Annotated in this window: 22 protein-coding genes and 1 pseudogene; 7 read left to right on the forward strand and 16 right to left on the reverse strand. The window is 60.5% G+C overall.

Annotated features, from left to right (window positions below; translation table 11 throughout):
- Nucleotides 1-30: 30 nt before the first annotated feature.
- The gene (locus B3N48_RS22495) at nucleotides 31-876 is read right to left on the reverse strand and encodes a hypothetical protein (RefSeq protein ID WP_296187481.1); all 846 of its coding nucleotides are present in this window, start codon (nucleotides 874-876) and stop codon (nucleotides 31-33) included.
- A gap of 338 nt (nucleotides 877-1,214) precedes the next feature.
- On the opposite strand from B3N48_RS22495, the gene B3N48_RS22500 reads away from it, so the two are divergent.
- A complete protein-coding gene (locus B3N48_RS22500; RefSeq protein WP_296187482.1) occupies nucleotides 1,215-1,805 on the forward strand; it encodes a DUF3455 domain-containing protein in 591 nt (196 codons plus the stop codon).
- 67 nt (nucleotides 1,806-1,872) lie between these two features.
- Here the strand turns inward: B3N48_RS22500 and B3N48_RS22505 are convergent, their stop codons facing one another.
- Nucleotides 1,873-2,784 carry a PhzF family phenazine biosynthesis protein gene (locus B3N48_RS22505; protein WP_296187483.1) on the reverse strand — a complete coding sequence of 304 codons (912 nt, stop codon included), beginning with the start codon at nucleotides 2,782-2,784 and terminating at the stop codon, nucleotides 1,873-1,875.
- A gap of 101 nt (nucleotides 2,785-2,885) precedes the next feature.
- Complete coding sequence (locus tag B3N48_RS22510; RefSeq protein ID WP_296187484.1) at nucleotides 2,886-3,629, reverse strand: SDR family oxidoreductase; 744 nt, start codon at nucleotides 3,627-3,629, stop codon at nucleotides 2,886-2,888.
- A 108-nt stretch (nucleotides 3,630-3,737) separates the two neighbouring features.
- Between B3N48_RS22510 and B3N48_RS22515 the strand changes: the two genes are divergently transcribed.
- Nucleotides 3,738-4,625 carry an AraC family transcriptional regulator gene (locus B3N48_RS22515; RefSeq protein WP_296187485.1) on the forward strand — a complete coding sequence of 296 codons (888 nt, stop codon included), beginning with the start codon at nucleotides 3,738-3,740 and terminating at the stop codon, nucleotides 4,623-4,625.
- Here the strand turns inward: B3N48_RS22515 and B3N48_RS22520 are convergent.
- Nucleotides 4,623-4,829 (reverse strand): annotated as a pseudogene (locus B3N48_RS22520) (transposase); the annotation flags it as partial. The gene B3N48_RS22515 and the pseudogene B3N48_RS22520 sit on opposite strands and share 3 nt — an antisense overlap.
- A gap of 158 nt (nucleotides 4,830-4,987) precedes the next feature.
- Here B3N48_RS22520 and B3N48_RS22525 point away from each other — a divergent pair.
- Nucleotides 4,988-6,241, forward strand: coding sequence for a serine hydrolase domain-containing protein (locus tag B3N48_RS22525; RefSeq protein WP_296187486.1), 1,254 nt, complete (start codon nucleotides 4,988-4,990; stop codon nucleotides 6,239-6,241).
- A 19-nt stretch (nucleotides 6,242-6,260) separates the two neighbouring features.
- Here B3N48_RS22525 and B3N48_RS22530 read toward each other — a convergent pair whose 3' ends face one another.
- From B3N48_RS22530 to B3N48_RS22550, 5 genes are all read right to left on the reverse strand, one after another.
- Nucleotides 6,261-6,731, reverse strand: coding sequence for a DoxX family protein (locus B3N48_RS22530; RefSeq protein WP_296187487.1), 471 nt, complete (start codon nucleotides 6,729-6,731; stop codon nucleotides 6,261-6,263).
- Between the two features lie 16 nt (nucleotides 6,732-6,747).
- Complete coding sequence (locus B3N48_RS22535) at nucleotides 6,748-7,497, reverse strand: DNA-binding domain-containing protein (protein ID WP_349677039.1); 750 nt, start codon at nucleotides 7,495-7,497, stop codon at nucleotides 6,748-6,750.
- A complete protein-coding gene (locus tag B3N48_RS22540; RefSeq protein WP_296187488.1) occupies nucleotides 7,494-8,336 on the reverse strand; it encodes a DUF692 domain-containing protein in 843 nt (280 codons plus the stop codon). Before B3N48_RS22540 ends, B3N48_RS22535 begins: the two co-directional genes overlap by 4 nt.
- Nucleotides 8,337-8,391: 55 nt before the next feature.
- Nucleotides 8,392-8,661, reverse strand: a complete 270-nt coding sequence (locus B3N48_RS22545; RefSeq protein WP_296187588.1) for a DUF2282 domain-containing protein — start codon at nucleotides 8,659-8,661, stop codon at nucleotides 8,392-8,394.
- A gap of 139 nt (nucleotides 8,662-8,800) precedes the next feature.
- On the reverse strand, nucleotides 8,801-9,706 hold the full coding sequence (locus B3N48_RS22550) for a LysR family transcriptional regulator (protein ID WP_296187489.1): 906 nt from the start codon (nucleotides 9,704-9,706) through the stop codon (nucleotides 8,801-8,803).
- 122 nt (nucleotides 9,707-9,828) lie between these two features.
- On the opposite strand from B3N48_RS22550, the gene B3N48_RS22555 reads away from it, so the two are divergent.
- Complete coding sequence (locus B3N48_RS22555) at nucleotides 9,829-10,587, forward strand: SDR family NAD(P)-dependent oxidoreductase (protein ID WP_296187490.1); 759 nt, start codon at nucleotides 9,829-9,831, stop codon at nucleotides 10,585-10,587.
- An 80-nt stretch (nucleotides 10,588-10,667) separates the two neighbouring features.
- Here B3N48_RS22555 and B3N48_RS22560 read toward each other — a convergent pair whose 3' ends face one another.
- The 3 genes from B3N48_RS22560 to B3N48_RS22570 form a co-directional block, all read right to left on the reverse strand.
- Complete coding sequence (locus B3N48_RS22560) at nucleotides 10,668-11,597, reverse strand: AEC family transporter (RefSeq protein ID WP_296187491.1); 930 nt, start codon at nucleotides 11,595-11,597, stop codon at nucleotides 10,668-10,670.
- A 185-nt stretch (nucleotides 11,598-11,782) separates the two neighbouring features.
- Entirely contained in the window at nucleotides 11,783-12,091 is a 309-nt protein-coding gene (locus tag B3N48_RS22565) for an RcnB family protein (RefSeq protein WP_296187492.1), read from the reverse strand.
- A gap of 179 nt (nucleotides 12,092-12,270) precedes the next feature.
- Nucleotides 12,271-13,128 carry an SDR family oxidoreductase gene (locus B3N48_RS22570; RefSeq protein ID WP_296187493.1) on the reverse strand — a complete coding sequence of 286 codons (858 nt, stop codon included), beginning with the start codon at nucleotides 13,126-13,128 and terminating at the stop codon, nucleotides 12,271-12,273.
- 85 nt (nucleotides 13,129-13,213) lie between these two features.
- Here B3N48_RS22570 and B3N48_RS22575 point away from each other — a divergent pair, with 85 nt between their 5' ends.
- Complete coding sequence (locus tag B3N48_RS22575) at nucleotides 13,214-13,636, forward strand: winged helix-turn-helix transcriptional regulator (protein WP_296187495.1); 423 nt, start codon at nucleotides 13,214-13,216, stop codon at nucleotides 13,634-13,636.
- Here B3N48_RS22575 and B3N48_RS22580 read toward each other — a convergent pair.
- The 4 genes from B3N48_RS22580 to B3N48_RS22595 all read right to left on the reverse strand — a co-directional run bounded on the left by B3N48_RS22580 (nucleotide 13,631) and on the right by B3N48_RS22595 (nucleotide 18,240).
- A complete protein-coding gene (locus tag B3N48_RS22580) occupies nucleotides 13,631-14,239 on the reverse strand; it encodes an FMN-dependent NADH-azoreductase (RefSeq protein ID WP_296187497.1) in 609 nt (202 codons plus the stop codon). The two genes, B3N48_RS22575 and B3N48_RS22580, sit on opposite strands and share 6 nt — an antisense overlap.
- A 261-nt stretch (nucleotides 14,240-14,500) precedes the next feature.
- Nucleotides 14,501-15,727: a c-type cytochrome gene (locus B3N48_RS22585; protein ID WP_296187499.1), complete on the reverse strand. Its 1,227-nt coding sequence runs from the start codon at nucleotides 15,725-15,727 to the stop codon at nucleotides 14,501-14,503.
- Nucleotides 15,724-17,487 (reverse strand): GMC family oxidoreductase, encoded by a 1,764-nt coding sequence (locus B3N48_RS22590; protein WP_296187501.1) that lies wholly within the window; start codon nucleotides 17,485-17,487, stop codon nucleotides 15,724-15,726. Before B3N48_RS22590 ends, B3N48_RS22585 begins: the two co-directional genes overlap by 4 nt.
- A gap of 6 nt (nucleotides 17,488-17,493) precedes the next feature.
- The gene (locus B3N48_RS22595; protein ID WP_296187503.1) at nucleotides 17,494-18,240 is read right to left on the reverse strand and encodes a gluconate 2-dehydrogenase subunit 3 family protein; all 747 of its coding nucleotides are present in this window, start codon (nucleotides 18,238-18,240) and stop codon (nucleotides 17,494-17,496) included.
- A gap of 704 nt (nucleotides 18,241-18,944) precedes the next feature.
- Between B3N48_RS22595 and mrdA the strand changes: the two genes are divergently transcribed.
- Nucleotides 18,945-20,879, forward strand: a complete 1,935-nt coding sequence (mrdA, locus tag B3N48_RS22600; RefSeq protein WP_296187504.1) for a penicillin-binding protein 2 — start codon at nucleotides 18,945-18,947, stop codon at nucleotides 20,877-20,879.
- Nucleotides 20,880-21,142: 263 nt separating this feature from the next.
- On the forward strand, nucleotides 21,143-22,864 hold the full coding sequence (gene poxB, locus B3N48_RS22605) for a ubiquinone-dependent pyruvate dehydrogenase (protein ID WP_296187505.1): 1,722 nt from the start codon (nucleotides 21,143-21,145) through the stop codon (nucleotides 22,862-22,864).
- The last annotated feature ends 33 nt before the right edge of the window (nucleotides 22,865-22,897 follow it).

A 22,897-nucleotide genomic window follows, 5' to 3' on the forward strand; every position in this document is an offset into this window, starting at 1 on the left:
GCGAGATCAGGCTGGAGTGAACGTTGCACATCAGCGGCGGCCTTCAGGGGTCGCCCTTTTCCGCTCGTAGCGGTACAGCTCGGTCTCCCAGTCCAGCGAACCGCCGAAGTGCTGCACGACGGCCTGGCGGAAGGCGCTGTCCGAAAGACGAGGCGAGAAGCGAATGGCCATGGACCGGCCCTTGAACGTCACCGCCCCGAGCAGCAAAGGGGCGGCGTCGTCGAACGTGACGTCACGAACCTTGACCAGGGGTGCGTTCGGCAGTTTTTTCAGACTCACGGCAGGCAAAGGATCGAAGAAGGCTGGGGGCATCGCCTTGATGAAACCGCTGTCAGGGCGCCCGGCAGCGCTAAGGGGATCATCGCCATTGCGCTGGGTATATTCTTCCTGTTTGAGCGTTGTCTTGCGCCCCTCCTGGCCGCGCCTGTTGCGCTCGATAAGGGTTTGCGTCCCGTCTTCGACGAACACTTCCACATGCCTGCCGTCCGCATGAATCACGCTGGCACTGCGGCTGACGTCGAGCGTCAACTGGGCGGTGGTAACGGTCAAGTGTTCGGGCTTGGCACCGGTCACCGGCTGAAGCTTGAGCCAGCCTTGCAGCAGGGCAATGTCAGTGCCGTTGCTGGTGCGCTGCACATAGATTCGCGTATGAGGGCCGAGGGCAAGGCGAATGCCGGCCAGACCATCGATCTGCACATTGGACTGGTCCGACTCAATGAGGTCCGTGCCTTGCAGATGCGTGCCGAGTGGCGCCTGGTACAACGTCACTCCACGCAGCAATTGCACAGGCTTTTCAGCCAGTGACAGTACGCCAGCGCTAGCGGGGGCGGCGAGCAACGCAGGGACCTGGCACAAGCCGGTTATCAGAACAAGCATTGAAAATCGTTTCACGGTTCGGCCATCGCAACGCAGAGGGGGGGCGAAATGCGCCCCGACCACAACTAAAAGTTCAGGCAGACTACCGATTCGAATCTGTCGAGGAACGACAATTTTTTCTATGTTTATCAAGGAAATAGATTGAACACTTTCATGGAATAAAAGCCGTTGGCCAAGTGTTCTCCTCAGGTACCGCCGCATGCCGCACGCGCGGCGAAGCCATAGCGCGCCAGCGTGCCCCGTGGCGATTTTGCGTCCCAACGCTGGAATAAATACTTCATCACGACTGTTGTCATTGCAACAGCCGCCATTCCAACGTCATCAGACAGGTCCTCACCATGTACGAATCTTCCTCGGTCAGCGTCATTGATAAGCGGACGACCTTTCATACCCGCGCACCCCGTGGCCGCCGTGCCTTCGCAGCACAATGGGCGTTGGCGGCGATTATGCTCAGCGGCACCACACTCGTCGCCGCGGCCGCCAATGCCTTGCCCGATCAGCCGCCGTTCGACACGAGCGGCATGACAACACTGCTGTCGGTCGACGCCGTTGGTGTACAGATTTATGAGTGCCGTACCGATCAGGCTGGCCGGCTGGCGTGGGCCTTTCGTGAGCCGTTGGCAATCCTCACCTCGTCTGGCCAGACCGTAGGGCGCCATTATGCGGGCCCGTCATGGGAACTGAACGATGGGGGAGCGGTGACCGGCAAAGTGGTCCATCAGAAACCGGGCGCCATGGAACGCGACATTGCGTTGCTGCAACTGGACGTTAGCGGGCGCAAAGGGGCGGGACTGTTATCGAAAGTGGTTTCGGTGCAGCGGATCGATACCCACGGAGGAGCGTTCTCCGGACCTTGCGAGAAGGGCGGTGCGTTGCACGCTGAACCCTATAGCGCACGGTACATTTTCTGGGGCAAAGAAACCCAGTAGATTGGTAGCTTATGGAATAGCGTACGCCGGGTCGCACAGAACATGCGCGACTCGCGCAGCGATTGAACTAACCCTGGTCTTCTAGCGAAAACGTGCCTCGCATCACGATCACGCAGTCCCCGGATACCCTCACTTCCTCTGCCTCATCACGGGAGTAATGCACATTGAGCACGCTCGGCCGTCCCACGGATAGGCCTTGAGTGACACAGGCCGTCATCAGCTTCCTGGCATCCAGGCTTGCGAGTAATGCGATAGCCGCAGCAGTTGCACTCCCCGTACCCGGGTCTTCGGTCATACGATGAGTGAACGTGCGCGCCTCCAAATCGATATGAGCAGTGTAGTCTGAGCCAGTTGAGATTTTTGTATACGCGTAAATCGAAGTGGCTCCCCCGACGGGTACCGTCAGCTTGAACGCTGCCGGATTTGGAGCGCATTGTCTTAATGCCTCTTGGCTCTTGATTTCCACAATAATGAAAGGCAGCCCCACAGACGCAACTTGAGGAGGGTGGTTAGTAATGTTTATTTGATCAGGATTCAGCGACAGACAGGCTGCAACTTGCATTTGGTCAACTGTCGCTCGTTTCGAGAACGGCTCCGGCGCGATCAGTTCAGCACCGATGGGGCGGCCTTCTTCGAAAAGAATGCGCATAGGAACAAGGCCCGCCGCTTCTTCAAAAACCATGGTTTCAGGCGGCAAAATCCCGGACCGATACATCTCCATGGCCAGAATGTATGCGGTTCCAATATTAGGATGTCCCGCGAACGGAAATTCTTTTGAAGGAGAAAAGATACGAACCCAGGCTGAATGTTCGGCGCTCTTCGGGGGCAACACGAAGGTGGTTTCACTGTAGCCGAACTCAGCCGCAATACGTTGCATCTGTTCGCTCGACAGACCCACCGCATCTAATACGACTGCCACAGGATTTCCATGAAACGCTGTGGATGAGAAAACGTCTGCAGTCACGTATTGATGCTTCATCTGACGAGCCTCGCATTAGCATTCATTGAATAGGCAATTCTGACTGCAGATGAAGCGTTCCGGTAGTCACCGGCTTCAGGCAAAGGGAAGTGAGCGTCAAATCACCAGCCATACGGCGCCATGGAAGGTCCCTCAGCATCATGGTAGAAGCCGCCTGTTGGCCCCATCCAGCCCAGCGTGGCCAGCCGGACAGCGATCACCGCACCTTGCTCAACTGTTTTGGGGGCCATCTTCCCGCCCATGTCGGTGGCAACCGAGCCCGGGCATGCAGCATTGACCTTGATGCCTTCTGTCAGTAGTTCTTTCGCGAGTTTCGCGGTGTACATGTTGATGGCGGTCTTGGAAGCGGAATAACCCATTGCATGGACGCCCCACGTGGGCGCTTTCATATCACCCGTAAGGCTGATCGATCCAAGACCGCTGCTCATGAACACGATCCGCGCATTTTCGGCTTTACGCAGTAGGGGTAGAAACGCCTGTGTCACGCGAACAGTGCCGAAAAAGTTAACGTCGAAGATCGATCGAATGGCGTCAATGTCTTCGGTGCTTGGCGGCGAGCCCATGCCTGAGGCGATTCCCGCATTATTGATCAGAATATCGAGATGATGAGATTGCGCTTCGACGTGCGCGACAGCCGCGCGAACGCTATCTGCGTCCGTGATATCAAGTTGCACGAAATGAGCCGCGATACCGCCAGCACGTAAGTCCTCCGCTGCCTGGGTGCCTCGTTCCTGATCTCGACACCCGAGCCACACGGTATGGCCCATCGCGCCCAATTGTCGTGCGGTTTCGAACCCGATGCCCTTATTCGCACCTGTGATCAAAGCGATTTTTGCCGTTGTCATAAAAGCTCTCCTTGAGGGGGCCTCTACGATAAGCATCAACACCCTTGCTCGCAGCCCCGATCATGCCAGACACTTGCCTTATTCTCCCAATATCTCTAAATGACGTTTATGACAGAAGCGACCCATCTCACGCAGCGCGCGCTCGCAGCCGCATCCTCGTTCGTTGTGCAGCAACCCGACGTCGTGGGGCTTGCTACGCCGATTCCGCGACTGAAAATCTGGTCCAGCACTAAGCCTACGCAACCCACCCCCGCGATGTTCGAGCCCATGTTCTACGTGGTGTTGCGCGGAACCAAGGTGCTGACGATAGGCGAAAATCGCTTCGAGTTAAGAGCCGGTGATTGCGCGGCAGCGTCGTTCGGCATGCCCTATGTAAGCCAATTGGTAGGGGCTACATCCGCCGCACCTTATGTAGCCGTGAGCCTTGCCATCGATACTGCTCTACTGATTCAGATCATGCTGGATATGCCCAACGTCGAGGAACGTTGGGTGTGCTCGGCAGCTGGATCCAGCCTTGGCGGCGAGGTCGGTGACGCGTTTTGTCGGTTGATGGAATTGCTCTCAAAACCCGATGAAATCAAAGTATTAGGTCATCACTACGAGGCCGAGCTTTATCACCGGCTGCTACAAAGTTCGATGGGCGATACGCTGCGCCAGATTGGCAACCGGAATGGCAGATTGCGGCAGATCCAAAAAGCGGCCGACTGGTTGTGCGCCAACAGGCAAAAATCCTTCGCCGTCAGCGACCTTGCAAACCTTTCCGGCATGAGTCTTACCTCGTTTTATCGCCATTTCAAAGCCGTCACTGGCTACAGTCCCATCGCCTTCCAACGGCATCTGCGCCTGCTGGAAGCACGCAGATTACTGATTGCAGGCGGCACATCTGTATCGAGCGCGGCCTACGCAGTGGGGTATCTCAGCACGTCCCAGTTCAGTCGGGAGTACCGGCGCATGTTTGGCTTCCCGCCGTTCAAGGACCTCCCCAGGCAGCCCTGAGCGTCCACTGGATCGCTGGAAGGATTTGAAATCCGCCATCAGACGTCCGGGCAGCCTCATCGGCTCGACCTGCGCTACGTTTCGCGCTCAGGGCGTCGCCTCGAATGGATGCGGTTGAGATAACCGTAAATGTAGATGTTCAGCACGACGGCAGGGCGATAACCGGGCGTGTCCGGTTTCAGCCGGTTCGGCGTTTTCGAAGCCCCGGGTAATCCGGCCAAAGGTGTGAGCCGGCTTGCTGGCACCCCGCTATAGGGCGCGTTGCTGACCTTGGACCCTGGGTTCCAACTGTGGTAAACGAACCTGCGAACCTGGTCCAGCGGCCCATCGGCCCTATTTCAACGATTAAGCAAGGATGTTCCATGTGGGCACAAGTGGTTTCCCGTCCCTTTCTGCGCTTGCAGCCATTCACTGTTTCCGTTGGCCTGTTGGCCCTCGGCGGCATTCCCGATGCTCTGGCGAAGGACGACTACGAATACCCCCACGCCCACGAACCCATCGGCACGGTCGAACAGATTTACGAGGGCACGATGCTGCCGGACCTTGCAGTGAGCACCTACCGCAACATCGACCGATTGTTCCCGACCCGTACCATTGACGGCAGCGACCATCCCTACGCGTTGCCCAATGCCTCCCGGCAACTGCAAAACGTTCACTTCACCTACGAAGGCAAGCAATACGATCTGTTCGATTACGTCGCGGTGGACAGCGTCACGGCGATGCTGGTGCTCAAGGACGGCAAGATCGTTTACGAAACCTACCAGCGCGGCAATACCGAAAAGACCCGCTGGATGTCGATGTCCATGGCCAAGTCCGTCACCTCGACCCTGGCCGCTGCGGCGCTGCGCGATGGGGCGATCAAGAGCCTGGATGATGCCGTGGTCGATTACGTGCCTCGTCTGAAGGGCAGCGCCTACGAGGGCGTGACCATTCGCAACGTGTTGACGATGTCGTCCGGGGTCAAATGGAGCGAAGCGTTCACCGACCCGGCGTCCGATCGCCGTGCACTGCTTCGGGCGCAGATTGCCCAGATGCCGGGGGCCGCCATGGCCCTGATGGCCAGCCTGCCGAGGGCTGCTGCACCCGGCACCGTCAATAACTACAGCACGGGCGAAACGCAGGTGCTGGAGGAGGTGATCCGCAGTGCGGTGAAGATGCCGCTGGCGAATTATCTGGAGCAGAAAATCTGGAAGCCTTTTGGTATGGAACACGATGCCAAATGGTGGCTGGATTCCCCCAATGGCAGTGAGATCGGCGGCAGCGGCATCAGCGCGACGCTGCGTGATTTCGGGCGCTTCGGGCTGTTTTTCTTGAATGGCGGCAAGGTGGCGGGCAAGTCCATCCTGCCGGAGGGGTGGGTCCGGGAGGCCACATCGCCCAAGACCCTCAAAGACGGCACTGCGCTGAATTACGGCTACATGTGGTGGCCCGGCCGAACCGAGGCCTCGATCAAGGATGGCGCCTACTCGGCCATCGGCATGCAGGGCCAGAACCTCTACATCAACCCTGCGCACAACGTAGTAATCGTCACCTTCGGCGACCAACCGAAGCCACTGCGCAGAAACCTCATCGCGCCGCTGGCGTTTTTCGATGCCGTGGTGGCTGCGCTCGATTGAGGTTCGCCACCGCGCCACATCACCGAATGCCGAACCGCCGATCCAGCGACAGCGGGCCAGCGCCTTTGGCGAGGATGATCAACAGCAGGCCGGCCCAGCTCAGGTGCGTGACCCACGCATCGGGATAGACGAAAATTTCGATCACCAGCGTCATGCCCAATAATGCCAAGGCAGACAGGCGGGAAAACAGCCCGAGGATCAGCAACAGCGGGAACAGATGCTCGGCATACGCCGCCAAGTGCGCGGCGATTTCGGGGGGGATCAGTGGCAGCTTGTATTCGCTGCGAAACAGCTCGTAGGTGCTGTCGGTGATCGTCAAAAAGCCCTCGACTTTGGTTCGCCCCGACATGAGAAAGATGCCGGCGATGGCGATGCGCGCCACCAACGACAGCACCGAATCAGTGATCAACTGCGAGAAACGGTGGGCGAGGCGATTCCACGCAGTGCGCAGGGTTGGGGAATGCGAGGCGTCAGTGTGCAAGGTGTCCATGGTGTCCTCCGAGGGATCAGTGTGAGTCGGTCGCGACGAATACGTCCGCGCTGACCAGTCGAGTCAGCAGGTCGAGAATGTCCAGCGAGGGTTGCAGGCCGCTGGCATGTTCGGCGGCCTGCGCGAGTGGCTGTCCGGCGGCGCAGGCATCGAGAAATCCACAGCCGCCATTGCTCAACGGCTGCCAGCCCACGACACCATCGCGGCGCACCAGCAGTGCGCCTTCCCCTTGCCAGTCCAGGTCGTCGGGCATGTCCAGCCCTTCGCGGTTATGCCGCCAGATGCTGAACGCCGGTTGATCGGCGAACCACATCCAGCGCGCCGCGGCTCTCGGCGTGAGCTGCAGAGACGCCAGCTGTTCAGGGGCCAGGCAGGCAATCTGGTTGAGGTCCAGACCGGGCTCATCGATAGCGGTATGACACTGCGTCCACAGCAGGTCCAGCCGCGCCACGTTCGCCAGATACGGCAGCGTGCGAGCGTGTTCGAACTCATCCAGAAACGCAGGGAACGCGCCGCCGTGGTGGAGCAGTCGCGCATCAGTGGGCGGGGTCTGTCGCCCATGAATACTGGCTGCCGCCACCATCCATTGACTGCCCACCAGACGCTCGACAGTAGGAAAGTTGGCGCGAAGGGCATCGATCGCGCCTTTCATCACGGTATTGCGGTACACCGTGAAACCCGGCTGTTCGGCCAACATCGACAGTGCGGTGGCCTCGGGGTCGTAAAGCGCTTCGACAAACGCGTCCTGAAAGGCGTGAAGATTCATGGCGATGCCTCCGCCTGCGCCTGCAGCAGCGACTGCGCGCGATCCCGCTCCAGCAGCAGTTCGATGAATGGCGGCAGGTTGTCGTCTCGTTCGATCAGGGTCGGGCGAGGGCCAATGCGGCGGATCAGGCGCTCATACAACGCCCAGACGGGCTCGGCGATGGGAGCATCATGAGAGTCGATCAGCAGCACGGCGCCGCCGGGATCGACGCTGTGACCGGCCAAATGAATCTCCTGAACGGCGTCGCCGGGAAAGGCATCCACGTAGGCGTTGGCGTCGTAGCCCATGTTGTGGGCGCTGAGGAACACGTTGTTGATGTCCAGCAACAGGCCGCATCCGGTGCGCTGGCTCAATTCGCGGAGGAAGTCGATTTCCTCGACCTGATGGCCAGGCAGCCTGATGTAGTGACTGGGGTTTTCGATTGCGATTCGCTGGCCGAGGAACGTTTGCGTGCGATCCACGTTGTCGATGATGCGCCGCAGGGCGTCTTCGCTGCGAGGGAAGGGCAATAGATCGGGGTGGTACTGACCGCGCCAGGTGGACCAGGCGAGGTGTTCGGAAATGAGGGCTGGCTGAACACGATCGGCGAGCGCCCTGAGCCGCTTGAGGTGTTCCAGGTCCGGCGCAGCGTCGGCCGCCAGCGACAAGGAAACACCGTGCAAGGAAAGCGGATGGCGGCTGCGGATCGTTTCCAGCCATGCCAGGCGAGGGCCGCCGTCGATCATGTAATTTTCCGGGTGGACTTCGAACCACAGACCGGGGGCCGCGCAGTCGTGTGCGGCCTGGTAGTGGTCGGCCTTCAGGCCCAGTCCCGCGCCCAGTGTGAGGGGTGTATGCATGATCGACGTCTGCCCTTGCGATGGTTCGAGCGTTCAGTGGCTCAGGTCTGACCGCTTACAGCGGGGTCAGCGAGCCGGTGCCTTTTGGCGTTTTGATCGAAGTGCAGGTGCCAGCGGGGACGTTTTTCCAGGCATTGCCCTGGTAGTCGGTTTTGGAGGTGCCAGCGCAGGTGGTACCAGCGCCGGCCTTGCAGTCGTTTTTGCCGGCCATGGAGACGCCGTAGCATTTTTCCATGGCGGGGGCGGAGCCGGTCTCGGCAGCGTTCACACCTGTAGCGATGGAAGCGAAAGCCAGAGCAACAGCAGTAAGAGAAAGCGTTTTCATCGAGGTATCTCCAGGTTTGATTAAAAAGGACTGAAGCACCGGCATGTCAGTCATGCCCTGCATCAGATCCGAGGGGTAGTTCGCTGGAGATTGAAAACGGGTTACGGCCCTCTGCAGATTTTTTTTTAAAAAGAAAACATCACGTCTTCACGCCGTATTCGAGCAGCAGGCCGGACAGCCAGTCCATGAACACCCGACAGCGTTGCGGCAGGTGCCTTCTGTGGGCGTACAGGAGGGAAACGGGCATGGGTGCGGGCAGGTAGTCAGGCAGGATTTCCAGCAGCTCGCCCCGGCGCAATTGATACGCGTGGGACAGGCGTGGCACCTGTACGATTCCCAGTCCACCGAGGCACGCGGCCTCGTACGCTTCGATGTAATTGACCGTGATGCTGCAGGGCATCGGCACCTGATGTTCTTTGCCGTCCCGGTGATAGTCGAAGGTGGCGGTGCTGGCGCCGAACGCCGACACATAATTGATGAGCCGGTGCTGCTGCAGATCATCAAGGGTGTGCGGGATACCGAACCGCTCGGCGTAGTCAGCACTGACGCAATTGACCATCTGGAAATGCCCGATCTTGCGTGCCACGAGGGTGGTATCTCGCAGCTCACCTGCGCGCACGACGCAATCGAAGCCTTCGCGAACCAGATCGACCCGGCGGTCCGTGCTGCTGATTTCCACTTCGATCAGCGGGTGCCGATCGATGAATTCACGGATCCGTGGCATGACCAGTCGCCGGGCGACAGCGGTGGGCATGTCCACGCGCAGACGCCCGCTGAGCGTTGCGTTGTCCTGCCGAAACAGACCCTCCAGCTCATCCATTTGCGCCAGCAGATCCTTGCTGCGTTCGTACAGCACCTGGCCGTCCGGGGTGGTCTGCACCTTGCGCGTGGTGCGTTGCAGCAGGCGGGTGCCGAGCAACTGTTCGAGGGCGCGGACCTGCTCCGACACGCTTGACCGCGGCAGGCCGAGTGCGTCGCTGGCAAGCGTGAAACTGGACAGTTCAGCCACCCGGACAAAGGTCTTGAGCAGATCGAGCTTGTTCATGTTGGACACCTATTGTTCGTACTATCCGACCAGTCATGTCGATTGGTGGGTGTTTATCCAAGTGATGCGCGAACAATACAGTGGGCCTCACTGACTGACTACCGCCAATCGAGGGCATCACCATGAGTCAAAAAATCGCAATCATTACCGGCGCCAGTCGTGGCCTTGGCAAAAGCACCGCGCTGCATCTCGCTCGGCAGGGCGTGGCCGTCATCGGCACTTACCACAGTCGCGAGGACGAGGCGCAGCGTGTGGTCGCTGAAATCGAAAGTCTCGGCGGCAAGGCCAGGATGCTGCAGTTGGACGTGGGCGACAGCAGCCGTTTCGAGACGTTTGCGGCCCAAGTGGCGGCGCTGCTGAGTGCTGACTTCAAGGCAGAGCGTTTCGACTTTCTGGTCAACAACGCGGGCGTCGGCCTGTACGCCAGTTGCGCCGAAACCACCGAGGCGCAGTTTGATCAACTGATGCAGGTGCACTTCAAAGGCCCGTTTTTCCTGACGCAGAAGCTCCTGCCGCTGATCGCCGATGGGGGGCGCATCGTCAACATTTCGTCCGGTCTGGCGCGGTTTTCACCCTTGGGCTACGCAGCGTATGCGTCGATGAAAGGCGGCATCGAAGTCTGGACCCGTTACCTGGCCAATGAGCTTGGACCTCGGGGGATTACCGTGAATGCCGTGGCCCCTGGCGCCATCGAGACTGACTTCGGCGGCGGCACCGTGCGCGACAACGCCGACGTGAATGCATGGATCGCCTCCAACACCGCCATGGGTCGGGCCGGGTTGCCTGACGACATTGGCGCGGCGGTGTCGATGCTGCTCGGCGAGGGCGGTCGCTGGATCACCGCACAGCGTATCGAAGCGTCCGGCGGGATGTACGTCTGAAGACGGCGCAGCGCATATGCAGAGGGTTGATCTCGGACCCTCACCCCCACAATGTGCTGCGGTGATTCCAGCCGTTGTGCTCAGCCGTTGATGTAATAAATGCACACCGACAGCGTCACCAGAGAGCCCAAGGTCGAGATCAGGATGGTGCTGGACACTACCGAGGCCTCGCGCTTGTAGTACTCGGCCAGCATGAAGGGGCCGGTGCCGGTGGGCAGGGCGCTGAGCAGCAGGGCCGAGTTCGCCCACAGCGGTGGCAGGTGGAAGACCTTGAACGCAAGGAACCAAGTCAGCAACGGATGGGCGATCAGTTTGATCACTACCAACAGGCTCGTGCCATGGCGCGGGCCTTGTTGTTTCTGAGCCAGAAACAGACCCAGTGAAATCAGCGCGCAAGGCGTCGTCGCTGCACCCAGCAGACTGAGGAATTTCTCCAGCGCGCCCGGCAGAGTCATGCCGGTTGACGCCCAGCAAGCGCCGAGCACCGGCGACACGACCAATGGGTTCTTTGCCAGCGCGCTCAGCACCTTCAGCACGATACGGTGTACGCGGGCTTCGCTTTGCAGGCCGATCTCGATGCACACCAAGGCGATGCCAAACAGCACGCAGACCACTAATAAGGACGCGATGAGCGCAGGTTCCAGACCGCTCTGGCCCAGCACCATCACGCACAGCGGGATACCAATGTAGCCGGTGTTGGCGTAAGACGCGCTCAACGCATCGATGCTGGCGTCGGCAAAATGCCCGGCCTTCTTGCGCCTCAGCAGCAGGGTGATGGCAAACAGGGTCATCGTCGACAGGGTGAACACCGCCACGAAACCGGGGTGCCAGATCTGCTCCCATGTCGCCGTGGCCGTGGCTGTGAATAGCAATGCTGGCAGGCACAGCCAAACCACCATGCGGTTGATTTCCGAAGCGGCGTTCGGGCCCAGCCTGTTGCTGCGGCGACACAGGTATCCCACCAGGATCAGGGCGAAGATCGGCAACAGCACATTGAAAACAGACGACATCGAAACCTGGCCTTGGCTGTTTGAACGAACCCTCTGAAGGGAAGCTTGAAGCAAGCAGCAAAGATTAAAGTCGGAAATCGTTAGCGTCCAACCTTTCTCGCCGCCCAATGAGCGGTTTCGGTAGATGCAGGCGTGATGTGGAGGGAGCGGCGGGTGCCCGGGGAATGCGGGCACCGTGAGGAGAGCTATTTCTTGATGGGCACGATATCGGTGATCTGGCCGTTGGTGGTCTGCACCTGAACGTATTTGTCGTTGATCTTGACCCACTGGCTCTGTTCGGCGGGGGCGTGCAGGCCTTTGGCTTGCCAGTCTTTGATCGCCTCGCCGGGGCGTTGGAATTTCTCCGGTACGCGGGAGCCTTTCTCCAGGTCGCGAAGGTTGTCTTTGGAGGATTCAACCTTCTGCTTGGGTGCCTCCGCTGCCTGTACAGACACACTGGTGAGCGACACGCAACCCAGGATCGTCAGGCCAACGATGAGCGATTTGTTGTTCATAGGAGCTCCTTATCCAGCGCTTGGTGCGCTGTCATAAGGTCGGACCGTGGGATGCGCCGATCATTCCGTCGTTTTGCAGGCGCCACGCGCAAGCCGCTGCCTCGCTACGGCGCGCGACGACCCGTTTTCAGGTCGTCGGTGCTGGCGCGTTGCCTGGTCTACGAGGGGGGCGTCGCGGGCTAGCGGGCCAGGGCCTGTGCCACGCTTTCGCTGAATGGCATGGTCGGGCGGCCGATCAGGCGACTCAAATGACGGTCGTCGTTCTGCAACGCGCCTTCGGCGGCCGCTGCATCGGAATTGGCCAGCAGTTCTGCGAAGACCTCCGGCAGCCCGGCCTTCAACAGCGCGGCTTTGTACTCGGCTTCCGGCAGGTTGACGTAGAGGAACGGTTTTTGCGCTTGGCGGGACACCTCGGCGGCCAGCTCGGTCAAGGTGTAGGACGTGTCACCGGCCAGTTCGTAGACGTTGCCAGCCTGATCGTCGCCCGAGGTCAGTACGGCGGCCGCAGCGGCGGCGTAGTCGGCGCGAGCGGCGGAGCTGATGCGACCCTCACCCGCGCTGCCGAACAGCTGACCCTTTGCAAGGGCCGTGGGGAGGCCCGCGGTGTAGTTCTCGTGGTACCAGCCGTTGCGCAACACCACGGCGGGTACGCCGGAAGCTTTGAGCGCTGCCTCGGTCTGACGATGCTCATCGGCTAGGCCCAGCGAGGAGGTGTCCGCCTGCAGCACGCTGGTGTACGCCAGGAGTCGGACACCTGCGCGCTTCGCGGCGTCGATGACAGCGCTGTGCTGAGCAACGCGGGCACCGATGGCGTCAGAAGAAATCAGCAGGATTTTATCAGCGCCCTGAAACGCGCTGTTCAGGGTTTCAGGCTTCGTATAGTCGCCGTGACGGACGTGCACGCCCAAGGCGGCCAGGTCTGCGGCTTTGTCGACGTTACGTGCCACCGCAACGACGTGTGAGGCGGGAACTGTTTTCAGCAGTTCAGCGATAACCAGATGGCCCAACTGACCTGATGCACCGGTGATGACGATCATGATGTTCTTACCTGTGAGAGTGGAGGTGGAGTCAGCATAAAGACCATGCTAACTTTTCGTAAGTACGTACCTAAAGGTAAGGGTCATGAACGATATCTCCGCTATTTCTCCGGAAAACGTCTCGCTGCTGGAACGCATCCGCTCGGGTCAGGTGCTGGCACCGGATTGCCCGTCTCGGGACATTCTCAATCACGTGTGCAGCCGTTGGGGGGTGTTGGTGCTAGTGGTGTTGCTGGATGGCATGCATCGCTTCAGCGAGTTGCGGCGCAAGATCGGCGGGGTCAGCGAGAAGATGCTGTCCCAGACCCTGCAAAGTCTGGAGCAGGATGGATTCGTGGACCGCAAGGCGTTGCCGGTGGTGCCGCCTCACGTTGAATACACCCTCACCCCGATGGGCCGGGAAGTGGCGCTGAAAGTCGACGGCTTGACCACCTGGATCGAGCAGAACCTGCCGCGCATTCTGGAAGCGCGGCAGGCTCGCGGGGTTGAAGCGGCTGAGCCGCTATAAAGCCGCGGCGAGGTCGATGGCGGCCTGGGTCGCGGTCTGCCGGGATTCGGCGTCCACGTCCGGGCCGAGCAGGGTTTTCTCGATGACGATGTTGAATTGTTCGTCGATGCCGACCATTTCGCTCCAGGTGGTCATGTAGGCGATCTGGTGTTCGGCGCGATCCAGCGGCGCACCCCTCGCGGCGATGACCACGACTTTGCGACCACCGAGCAGCCCATTCAGACCGCGCTCATCGAAGGTGAACAGCAGGTCTTTCTGACTGACCACGTCGATCAGGTGCTTGAGGGTGTAGGGAATGCCGAAGTTCCACATCGGCACGCCGAACAGAATGATGTCGGCCTTGATGAAACGTTCGGCCAGTTCGCTGATCCGCGCCCAGGCGGCCGCTTGTTCCGGCGTGCGCTCGACGCCTTGAATCCCGGCGTACTTGGCGTCCAGCGTCGCGCCGTCGAAAGTCGGCAGCGGCTCGCTCCACACGTCCAGTGTGTCGACTGTGGCGATGGCGTGCTGAGCCTGCCAGGCATCGATGAACGCCTTGGCGACTTCGATTGTCGCGGAGCGTTGTTTGCGGGGCGAGCTTTCGATGTAGAGCAAATGCGGCATGACGGTGGCCTCTGCGTGAAGGGAACGTGAGCATCAGTGATAGCAGAAGACCCTGGAGGAGGGCGTTGGTTTTGCTCAACGCGAAAAAGCGCCACTCGCCGCTTCTGCCGAAGGGGTGGCGGGGTCAGTTCTCTGATTCTGGCCGGAGGCCGCGAGTCGCCATCCCGGCACTCCTACGTTTGGCCGATGGGGTAATACAAAACAATGCCTGACCCCATCACTGAGGTCAGGCATTTTTCGTTTCCCGTACTGCGATGACGTTTACTTAGGCGAGAGCGCCTCGCGCACATCTTTGACCTCGGCGCTGGACACCGCCGGGGCGGTGTTGCCCCAGGTGTTGCGCACGTAGGTCAGGACGTCGGCGACATTTTCGTCCGACAGGTTCCAGCCAAACGCGGGCATGGCCGGCGCGGTCGGGGCTGCGTCAGTGGCGCCGGCCCGGCTACCAGCGAGGACAACGCGGATCAGCGACGACGGGTCGTTGCTGTTGATCAGCGGGGCCATGGCCAGTTTCGGGAACAGGTGGGCCACACCTTCGCCGTTCGGCGTATGGCACGCCGAGCAGCGATCGCCGTAGATCGCCTTCCCCGCGACCATCGCCGGATCATTTTCCGCCACCGGTTTGGCCGTTTCCGCTGGCTTGGCGCCATCCTTCAAATACACCGCAACCGCCATCAGGTCCTGATCGCTCCAGTGCTGCGACGAATGCTCCACCTCTTCGGCCATCGGCCCGGAGGCGATATCGAAGCGGTTGGCGCCGGTCTTCAGGTACTGGACGATATCGGTCTCGTTCCAGGCCTGCAGGCCGTCGTGTCCGCTGGAGGTGATGTTCGGCGCCACCCAGTGTTGCAGGTTGGCGCCCATCAGGAACTGATCCCCCTTGTCGCCGCCGGTGAGGTTTTTCGGCGTGTGGCAGGTGCCACAGTGGCCCAGGCCTTCTACCAGATAAGCGCCCCGGTTCCACTGCTCGGACTTCTGCGGGTTGGCCTTGAATTCGCCCTCCGTGAAGTTGAGCAGGTTCCAGCCAATCAGGCTGGTGCGCACGTTGAACGGGAAGGGCAGCTGGTTGGTTTCAACCTTGTTGTCCGAGGCATCGACGGTTTTCAGGTAGGCGAAAATCGCCAGATTGTCCTCGCGGCGCACCTTGGTGTAGGCGGTGTACGGCATGGCGCCGTACAGACGTTTGCCGCCCAGACCATGCCCTTTGGACATGGCGTTCTGGAAGTCCTCGAAGGTCCAGCGGCCAATGCCGTTGCCCGGATCAGGGGTAATATTGGCGCCTGCGAGCTTGCCGAACGGTGTGTCGAGGATCACGCCGCCGGAAAACAGCGGTTTGCCGGGAAGGGTATGGCACGCGGTGCAATCGCCCACGGTGGCCAGATAGCGACCCTTCTGCACCAGGTTGTAGGAATCCGCGCCGGTTTCAGCGTGTGCCATGGACACCGACAGTGCGATAACGCCCGCACAGGCAGTCAGAAGCGTCTTCATACGCTGATCATCTCCCCTGGACGCTTGAGGTAGCGGGTGCGAATGGCGTCCGCCGCTTTGAAGGCCAACGCAGCCACGGTGCCGGTCGGGTTGTAGCCAGGGTTCTGCGGGAAGGCCGATGAACCGACCACAAACAGGTTCGGCACGCCCCACACTTGCAGGTATTTGTTCACCGAGCTGTTTTTCGGGTCGGCACCCATGATGAAGCCGCCGACGATGTGCGAGGACTGATACGGCGCGCTGTTCCAATGGCCCTGTTGCGAGCTGGGCACCATCTGCCGAGGGTTCATGCTCTTTGCGATCTCAGTCACTTTGCCGGTGACGTAGCCCGCCATCTTGCGGTCGTTCTCGGGGAAGTCGAAAGTGATGCGCAGCAGCGGGCGGCCCAGCGGGTCCTTGTAGGTCGGATCCAGCGACAGGTAATTGGTGCGGGTCGCGTAGCTGCTCGCTTCGCAGCCGATGGACATGTTGGCGGCGTAGTTCTTGACCGTGGCCTTCTTCCACTCCGAACCCCAGGTCGGGGTGCCGGGCGGGAGAGGGCGCGAGTCGATGGGCGCAGCACCGATAGGCGTCACCCGTGTGCTGCCGCCGCCGACGAAGCCCAGACCGGAGTGGTCGAAGTTGTCGTTGTTGAACTCGTCGATACCCATGCCGATGGCGCCGCCGCCGATGAACGGGTTGAAGTTCTTGTCATCGAAGAACATCCGCACGCTGTTGGCGGTCTGGTAGGCGTAGTTGCGGCCCGTGGTGCCGGTGTTGGTGACCGGGTCATAGGGCTGGCCGACGCCGGACAGCAGCATCAGGCGCACGTTTTCAAAGATGAACGCGCTGACCACCACCAGCTCGGCGGGCTGTTCCCATTCCTGGCCATTGGCGTCCATGTAGACGATGCCGGTGGCGCGTTTGCCGCTGCTGTCCATGGTCACGCGCAGCACTTCGCAGTTAGTCATCGCGGTGAAGTTTGGCTTGCGGATCAGCACCGGTAACACGGTGGTGATAGCGCTGGCTTTGGAGTAGTTGGCGCAGCCGTAGTTGGTGCAGAACCCGCAATAGGTGCACGGGCCCATGGCCACGCCCAGGGAGTTGACGTACGGCTTCGACACCAGCGCCGACGGCACCGGGAATGGTTTGTAACCCAGGTTTTTCGCGGCTTCGGCGAACAGCGTCGGCGCGTAGGTCTGTTCGGTCGGCGGGTTGGGGTACTCCTCGGAACGTGCGCCCTCGAAGGTATTGCCGCCTTCCTGGATCACGCCCTTGATGTTGCCGGCCTTGCCCGAAACCCCGGCCAGGCGGTCGAACTTGGTATAGAACGGCTCCATTTCGTCCCAGTCGGTGCCCCAGTCCTGCAGGGTGAGTTCCGGCGAAATTTCTTTGCCGTAACGCTCGGTCAGGTAGCTGTGCAGACGGAATTCGTGGGGCTGGAAGCGGAAAGTGATGCCCGCCCAATGGTTGCCCGCGCCGCCTGTGCCGTTGCCGGGGTGGAACGACCCCCAACTGCGCATCGGCAGCGCGGTTTCGGTGACGTTGTTACGAATCGTCGTGGTGTTCTGGCGCGTGCGCAGCATCAAATCCTGACGCCGGTTGTAGCGCAGTTCGTCAGCAGCGGAGGCGACGTTGAAGTCGGCGGCGGTGTCGCGCCACGGGCCCCGCTCGAATCCGATGATGTTCAGCCCTTCATCGGCCAGTTCGTTGGCGATGATGGAGCCAGCCCAGCCGAGCCCGACAACCACGACGTCCGTGGCAGGTAGTTTTTTTGCCATGTCGAATTAACCCTTCTTGGTCCACGCGGAGCTGCCGGAAATGGAAAGCGGCACCAGGTTCAGCTTCTGGTTGTGCTGAGCGATATAGGGGCGATAGTCGTATCGCGCGCCGGGGAAGCCGATCATTTTCCAGGAGACCATGTCGCGGTTGCCGCCATAGACCGGGTCAGCGAAGAAGCCTTCCATGGTGTTGCCCAGCACTTGTTGGAAGAACAGCTTGGCGTCGATACCGTCGAGGACGATTTCGCCTTTTTCCAGGCCGGTCAGCACCTTGTCCTGCACCTCTGGGGCCAGGGCGGCGAAGCTTTTCTGGAACTGCTTTTGGCAATAGCCTTCAAGCCCGGCCAAGCCCAGTCGGTAGCGGTCGCGGGGCACGAGTTCGGACTGATCGCCCTGCATGGGCGTGCCTTTTTCGAACGGGCCTTGCATGTACAGACGGCTGAACGTGCCGTATTCCCCGGCGAGCTGGCGGTCAATGAACACGGCGCAACCGGCGTCTTTGCCGCTCACGCTCAAGTCGTCCGCCGGGATCAGGCGCGCAACGATGGCTTCCACCGCGCTGGCTTCAGCGGCCGTGAAAAACTGCCAGCCGGGGGTGTCGTAATGCATCGGGCCGTTGTGGTCGAAGGGCACCCACTCCGGTACACCGACGACGGTGGCGGCTTTGGCCGTGGCGGCAGCCCCTACGGCCAGCGTCGTTGCCGATGACTTCAGCAACTGGCGGCGGGTGAGGCCTTTGGGTTTCTCTGTCATGCAAGGCTCCTGCGAACGCACCGTCTCGGGCCTTCGTAAGGAAGGTCCGGTCTGGGCGTGGTACGTATTCACGGTTGGGTTCGGCGAATTGTTTTAATGCCGAGGTCAATGCTTGGGTGGGTGTGACATTGGGTCTCTGGCAACTCGGCGCGCGAAAGGCGCACGCTGAGCGAGGAACTGCCATGACCGTCGGCCATCTTTTCCGCACGAAGCGCAATCATAGATGTGTTACCGCCTGTTGCATCCCGTGAAATCTGTAAATGACTGTTGCAGAAAGCGTAACAATTGAGCGTTTTGTCTATCTGTGCGACGTGGGTGCCGATATCAGGCGCCAACGGTGATAGATCGCAGGGAAGAACTGTGACAGCGCGTTCTGTGCGAAATGGTCGATCAGTCATAAGGCAGGGGGTTCATCTGATCCGCCCTTGCAGATACGAACTGATCTGATAGTCGTCAAGTGATTGCAAACGTATCCGTAATAAACGCTGTTCACTTTTAACGGCGTCGTGCATTTAGCTGGCCTATTGCCCATGAATGCGGAGGGACAGGGTCTGCGAACATGACAGGATTTTCATGAAGAACGGCCCATGCCGACGGACGCTTCTTGGTATCGTGCACGCCATTTGCGTTCAGCGAAACTCGATCTTCATAAAGCCGAGCGAACGCGTTTGACACCGTTCACTGTTCACCGAGTAGCTGTAGAAATGCCCGATCCCATACCGTTAAAGGACCACGAGAAGGAGACCCGGCTGGTCAACAAGCGGTTGATCGCCTGCGCGGTCTTTGTCGTGGGTCTTAGCATTGCGCTGGTCTGCCGGATGTACTTCCTGCAGGTCACCCAATTCGCGTACCACTCGACGATTTCCGAAAACAACCGCGTTCATGTCCTGCCCATCCCGCCAGAGCGCGGATTGATCTATGACCGAAACGGCGTAGTCCTCGCCGACAACCGTCCGAGCTTCAACCTCACGATGACCCGTGAGCGGGCAGGGGACTGGCACGCGGTTATCGACGAATTGATGAAGATCCTCAACCTGCCCGACGAGGACCGCATCGTCTTCGACAAAGCGATGAAAAACTCACCCCACCGCTTCGTTCCGGTAACGCTTCTGTATGAGCTGACGGAAGAGCAGATTGCCTTGCTGGCAGTGAACCAGTTCCGCCTGCCGGGGCTGGACGTGGAGGCGCAGTTCGTTCGTCATTACCCGCTGGCTGAGCATTTCGCTCATTCCATCGGCTACGTCGGGCGCATCAACGAGAAGGAAGCGACCCAGCTGGATCAGGTCGAGTACCGTGGCACCCAGTCCATCGGCAAAACCGGGGTCGAGCGCTTTTACGAAAACGAGCTGCACGGCCACGTTGGCTACGAAGAAGTGGAAACCAACGCCCAAGGCCGCGTACTGCGGGTGCTCAACCACCATGACCCGGTGGCCGGTAAGAGCATCACCCTGAGCCTGGACGTCAAGTTGCAAGAGGCCGCGGAAGAAGCGTTGGGTGATCGGCGCGGTTCGGTGGTGGCCATCGACCCGGCCACCGGGGAAGTGCTGGCGATGGTCAGCAAGCCGAGTTTCGACCCGAACCTGTTCGTCACCGGTATCAGCTTCAAGGAATATTCAGCGCTGCGCGACTCGGTCGACCGTCCGCTGTTCAACCGCGTGCTGCGTGGTCTGTATGCTCCGGGCTCGACCATCAAACCCGAAGTGGCGATTGCCGGGCTCGACAGCGGCATCATCACGCCCTCGACGCGCGTGTTCGATCCGGGCTATTTCCAGCTGCCGGATTTCGACCACAAGTACCGCAACTGGAACCACAGCGGCGACGGCTGGGTGGATTTGTACGCTGCGATCATGCGTTCCAACGACACCTACTTCTATGACTTGGCCCACAAGCTGGGCATCGACCGAATGCACGATTATCTGACCATGTTCGGTATCGGGCAGAAGGTCTCGCTGGACATGTTCGAAGAGTCGCCGGGGCTGATGCCGTCCAAGGAATGGAAGCGCATCACCCGGCGTCAGGCCTGGTTCCCGGGCGAGACGGTGATCCTCGGCATCGGCCAGGGCTACATGCAGGTCACACCGCTGCAGCTGGCCCAGGCCACGACGCTGATCGCCAACAAAGGCGTGTGGAACCGGCCGCATCTGGCGAAGGAGATCGGCGGGGTGCCGCCAGTGGACGAACATCCGATGCCGAACATCGTGCTGCGTGATGCTCGTGAGTGGGATCAGGTCAACAACGGCATGCAGGCGGTGATGCACGACCCGCGAGGCATTGCCCGTGCGGCAGCCCAGGGGGCGCAATACCGCATTGCCGGAAAAAGCGGCACCGCGCAGGTGGTGGCGATCAAACAGGGTGAGCGCTACAACCGCGACAAAACGCTGGAACGGCATCGCGACAACGCCTTGTTCGTCGGCTTCGCCCCGGCGGCCAATCCGAAGATTGCTGTGGCGGTGATGATCGAAAACGGCGAGGCGGGTGGTCGGGTCGCCGGCCCGGTGGTACGGCAAATTCTCGATGCGTGGTTGCTGGATCAGGACGGTCATTTGAAACAGCAATACGCCACACCTGCGACGTCGCCAGTCAACCCGAAACAACAGATTGCCGCGCCGAGCAAGGCTGTGGTCCAGCCGCCGGTGTGAGGGTTTTGGACCTTCACTGAAACCTGTAGGAGCCGGCTTGCTGACGAAGGCCGTGGATCAGTCCCACGATGAGGGGATGACACTCTGCTTTCGCCAACGAGGCGGCTCCCACGCGTCCGAGGCGCTCATGGACGGGGTTCTCCCAAGACCGCCCCTCCAGATTCCCACTGAACTGTGGCCCACCCTGCGGGTCGATTTGAAACGATGTGCCACGCAGCCTTTTGCGTCGCGCCGACCTTTCGACTCGACAAGGAACCCGCCCCATGTCCAGCAAAACCGTCGCCGATTACCTCGCTCAAACCCTTGCCGCCGCAGGCGTTTCCAAAATATGGGGGGTGAGCGGCGACAGCTTGAACGGTCTGACCGACAGCCTCGAACGCTTGGGCAAGATCAAGTGGATGCACACCCGCCATGAGGAAGTCGCCGCATTTGCCGCCGGGGCCGAAGCGGCGTCCACAGGCACGCTGGCGGTGTGCGCGGGTAGCTGTGGTCCGGGTAACTTGCACTTGATCAACGGCCTGTATGACTGCCATCGCAGCCGCGTGCCGGTATTGGCGATCGCCGCGCAAATACCGTCTTCGGAAATCGGCCTCAACTATTTTCAGGAAACCCACCCCACCGAATTGTTCAAAGAGTGCAGCCACTTCGTCGAAGCGGTGAGCAGCGCCGAGCAATTCCCGCGGGTACTAGAGCGGGCCATGCGCGCCGCCATCAACCAGCGGGGCGTGGCGGTGATCGTGATTCCGGGCGATGTAGCGTTGCTGCCCGCACCTGACGCCAAACCGGCGTGGCTGAATGTCAGTCCTGCCCGTGTGATCCCCGCCGAGAAGGATTTGCAGCAGTTGGTGACGCTGCTGGATAAATCCAAAAGCGTGACGATTCTCGCCGGTGCGGGCTGTGCCGATGCCCATGATCAGGTGGTGGCGCTCGCCGAAAAACTCGCCGCCCCCGTGGTTCACGCGTTGCGCGGCAAGCAATACATCGAATACGCCAACCCCTTCGACGTGGGCATGACCGGCCTGATCGGCTTTAGCTCGGGCTATCACGCGATGATGGCCTGCGACACGCTGTTGATTCTCGGCAGCAGTTTCCCGTATCGCAATTTCTACCCGGAAAACGCCAATATCGTGCAGATCGACCTCGATGCGGCGGCCCTGGGTCGGCGTGTGCCGTTGACCCTGGGGCTGGAAGGCGGCATCGCCGAAACCCTGGTCGCGCTGCTGCCAAGAATCAAAGCGCACACCGACCGCAAGTTCCTCGACAAAGCGCTGGACCATTACGCCAAGGCCCGCGAAGAATTGGACGAACTGGCTACGCCGTCGGCTCATGGTGAGCCGATCCACCCGCAATACCTGACGCGGATGGTCGACGCCTATGCGGACCCGGACACGATTTTCACTGTCGATGTCGGCACCCCGACCTTGTGGGCGGCACGCTACCTGACCATGAACGGCCAGCGCTCGCTGCTGGGCTCGTTCAACCACGGCTCCATGGCCAACGCCATGCCGCAGGCCTTGGGCGCAAAAGCGGCGTTCCCGCAACGGCAGGTGGTGGCCCTGTGCGGCGACGGTGGCTTGTCGATGTTGATGGGAGACTTGCTGAGCATTCGTCAGCTCAACCTGCCGATCAAGATTGTGGTGTTCAACAACAGCTCGCTGGGCTTCGTCGCCATGGAGATGCAGGCCAGCGGTTACGTGCCTCACGACACCGACTTCAATGCGACCAACTTTGCCAACATCGCCATCGGCGCGGGCATTCTCGGGATTCGCGTGGAAGATTCTGCGGACCTGCCAAACGCTTTGAAAAAGGCCTTCGAGCATCCAGGGCCAGTGGTGGTGGACGTGGTCACCGCGAAACAGGAACTCGGGATACCACCGAAGATCAAGCTCGCACAGGCCAAGGGCTTCAGCCTGTTCATGCTGAAAGCCGTGATGAGCGGCAAGGCCGATCAAGTGTTGGAATTGGCGAAGACCAATTTTCGTTGATAGAACGCGCTCAGGCTGCCCGAATCCGGTCAG

The organism is Pseudomonas sp. UBA1879 (assembly GCF_002338065.1).
Lineage (GTDB): Bacteria > Pseudomonadota > Gammaproteobacteria > Pseudomonadales > Pseudomonadaceae > Aquipseudomonas.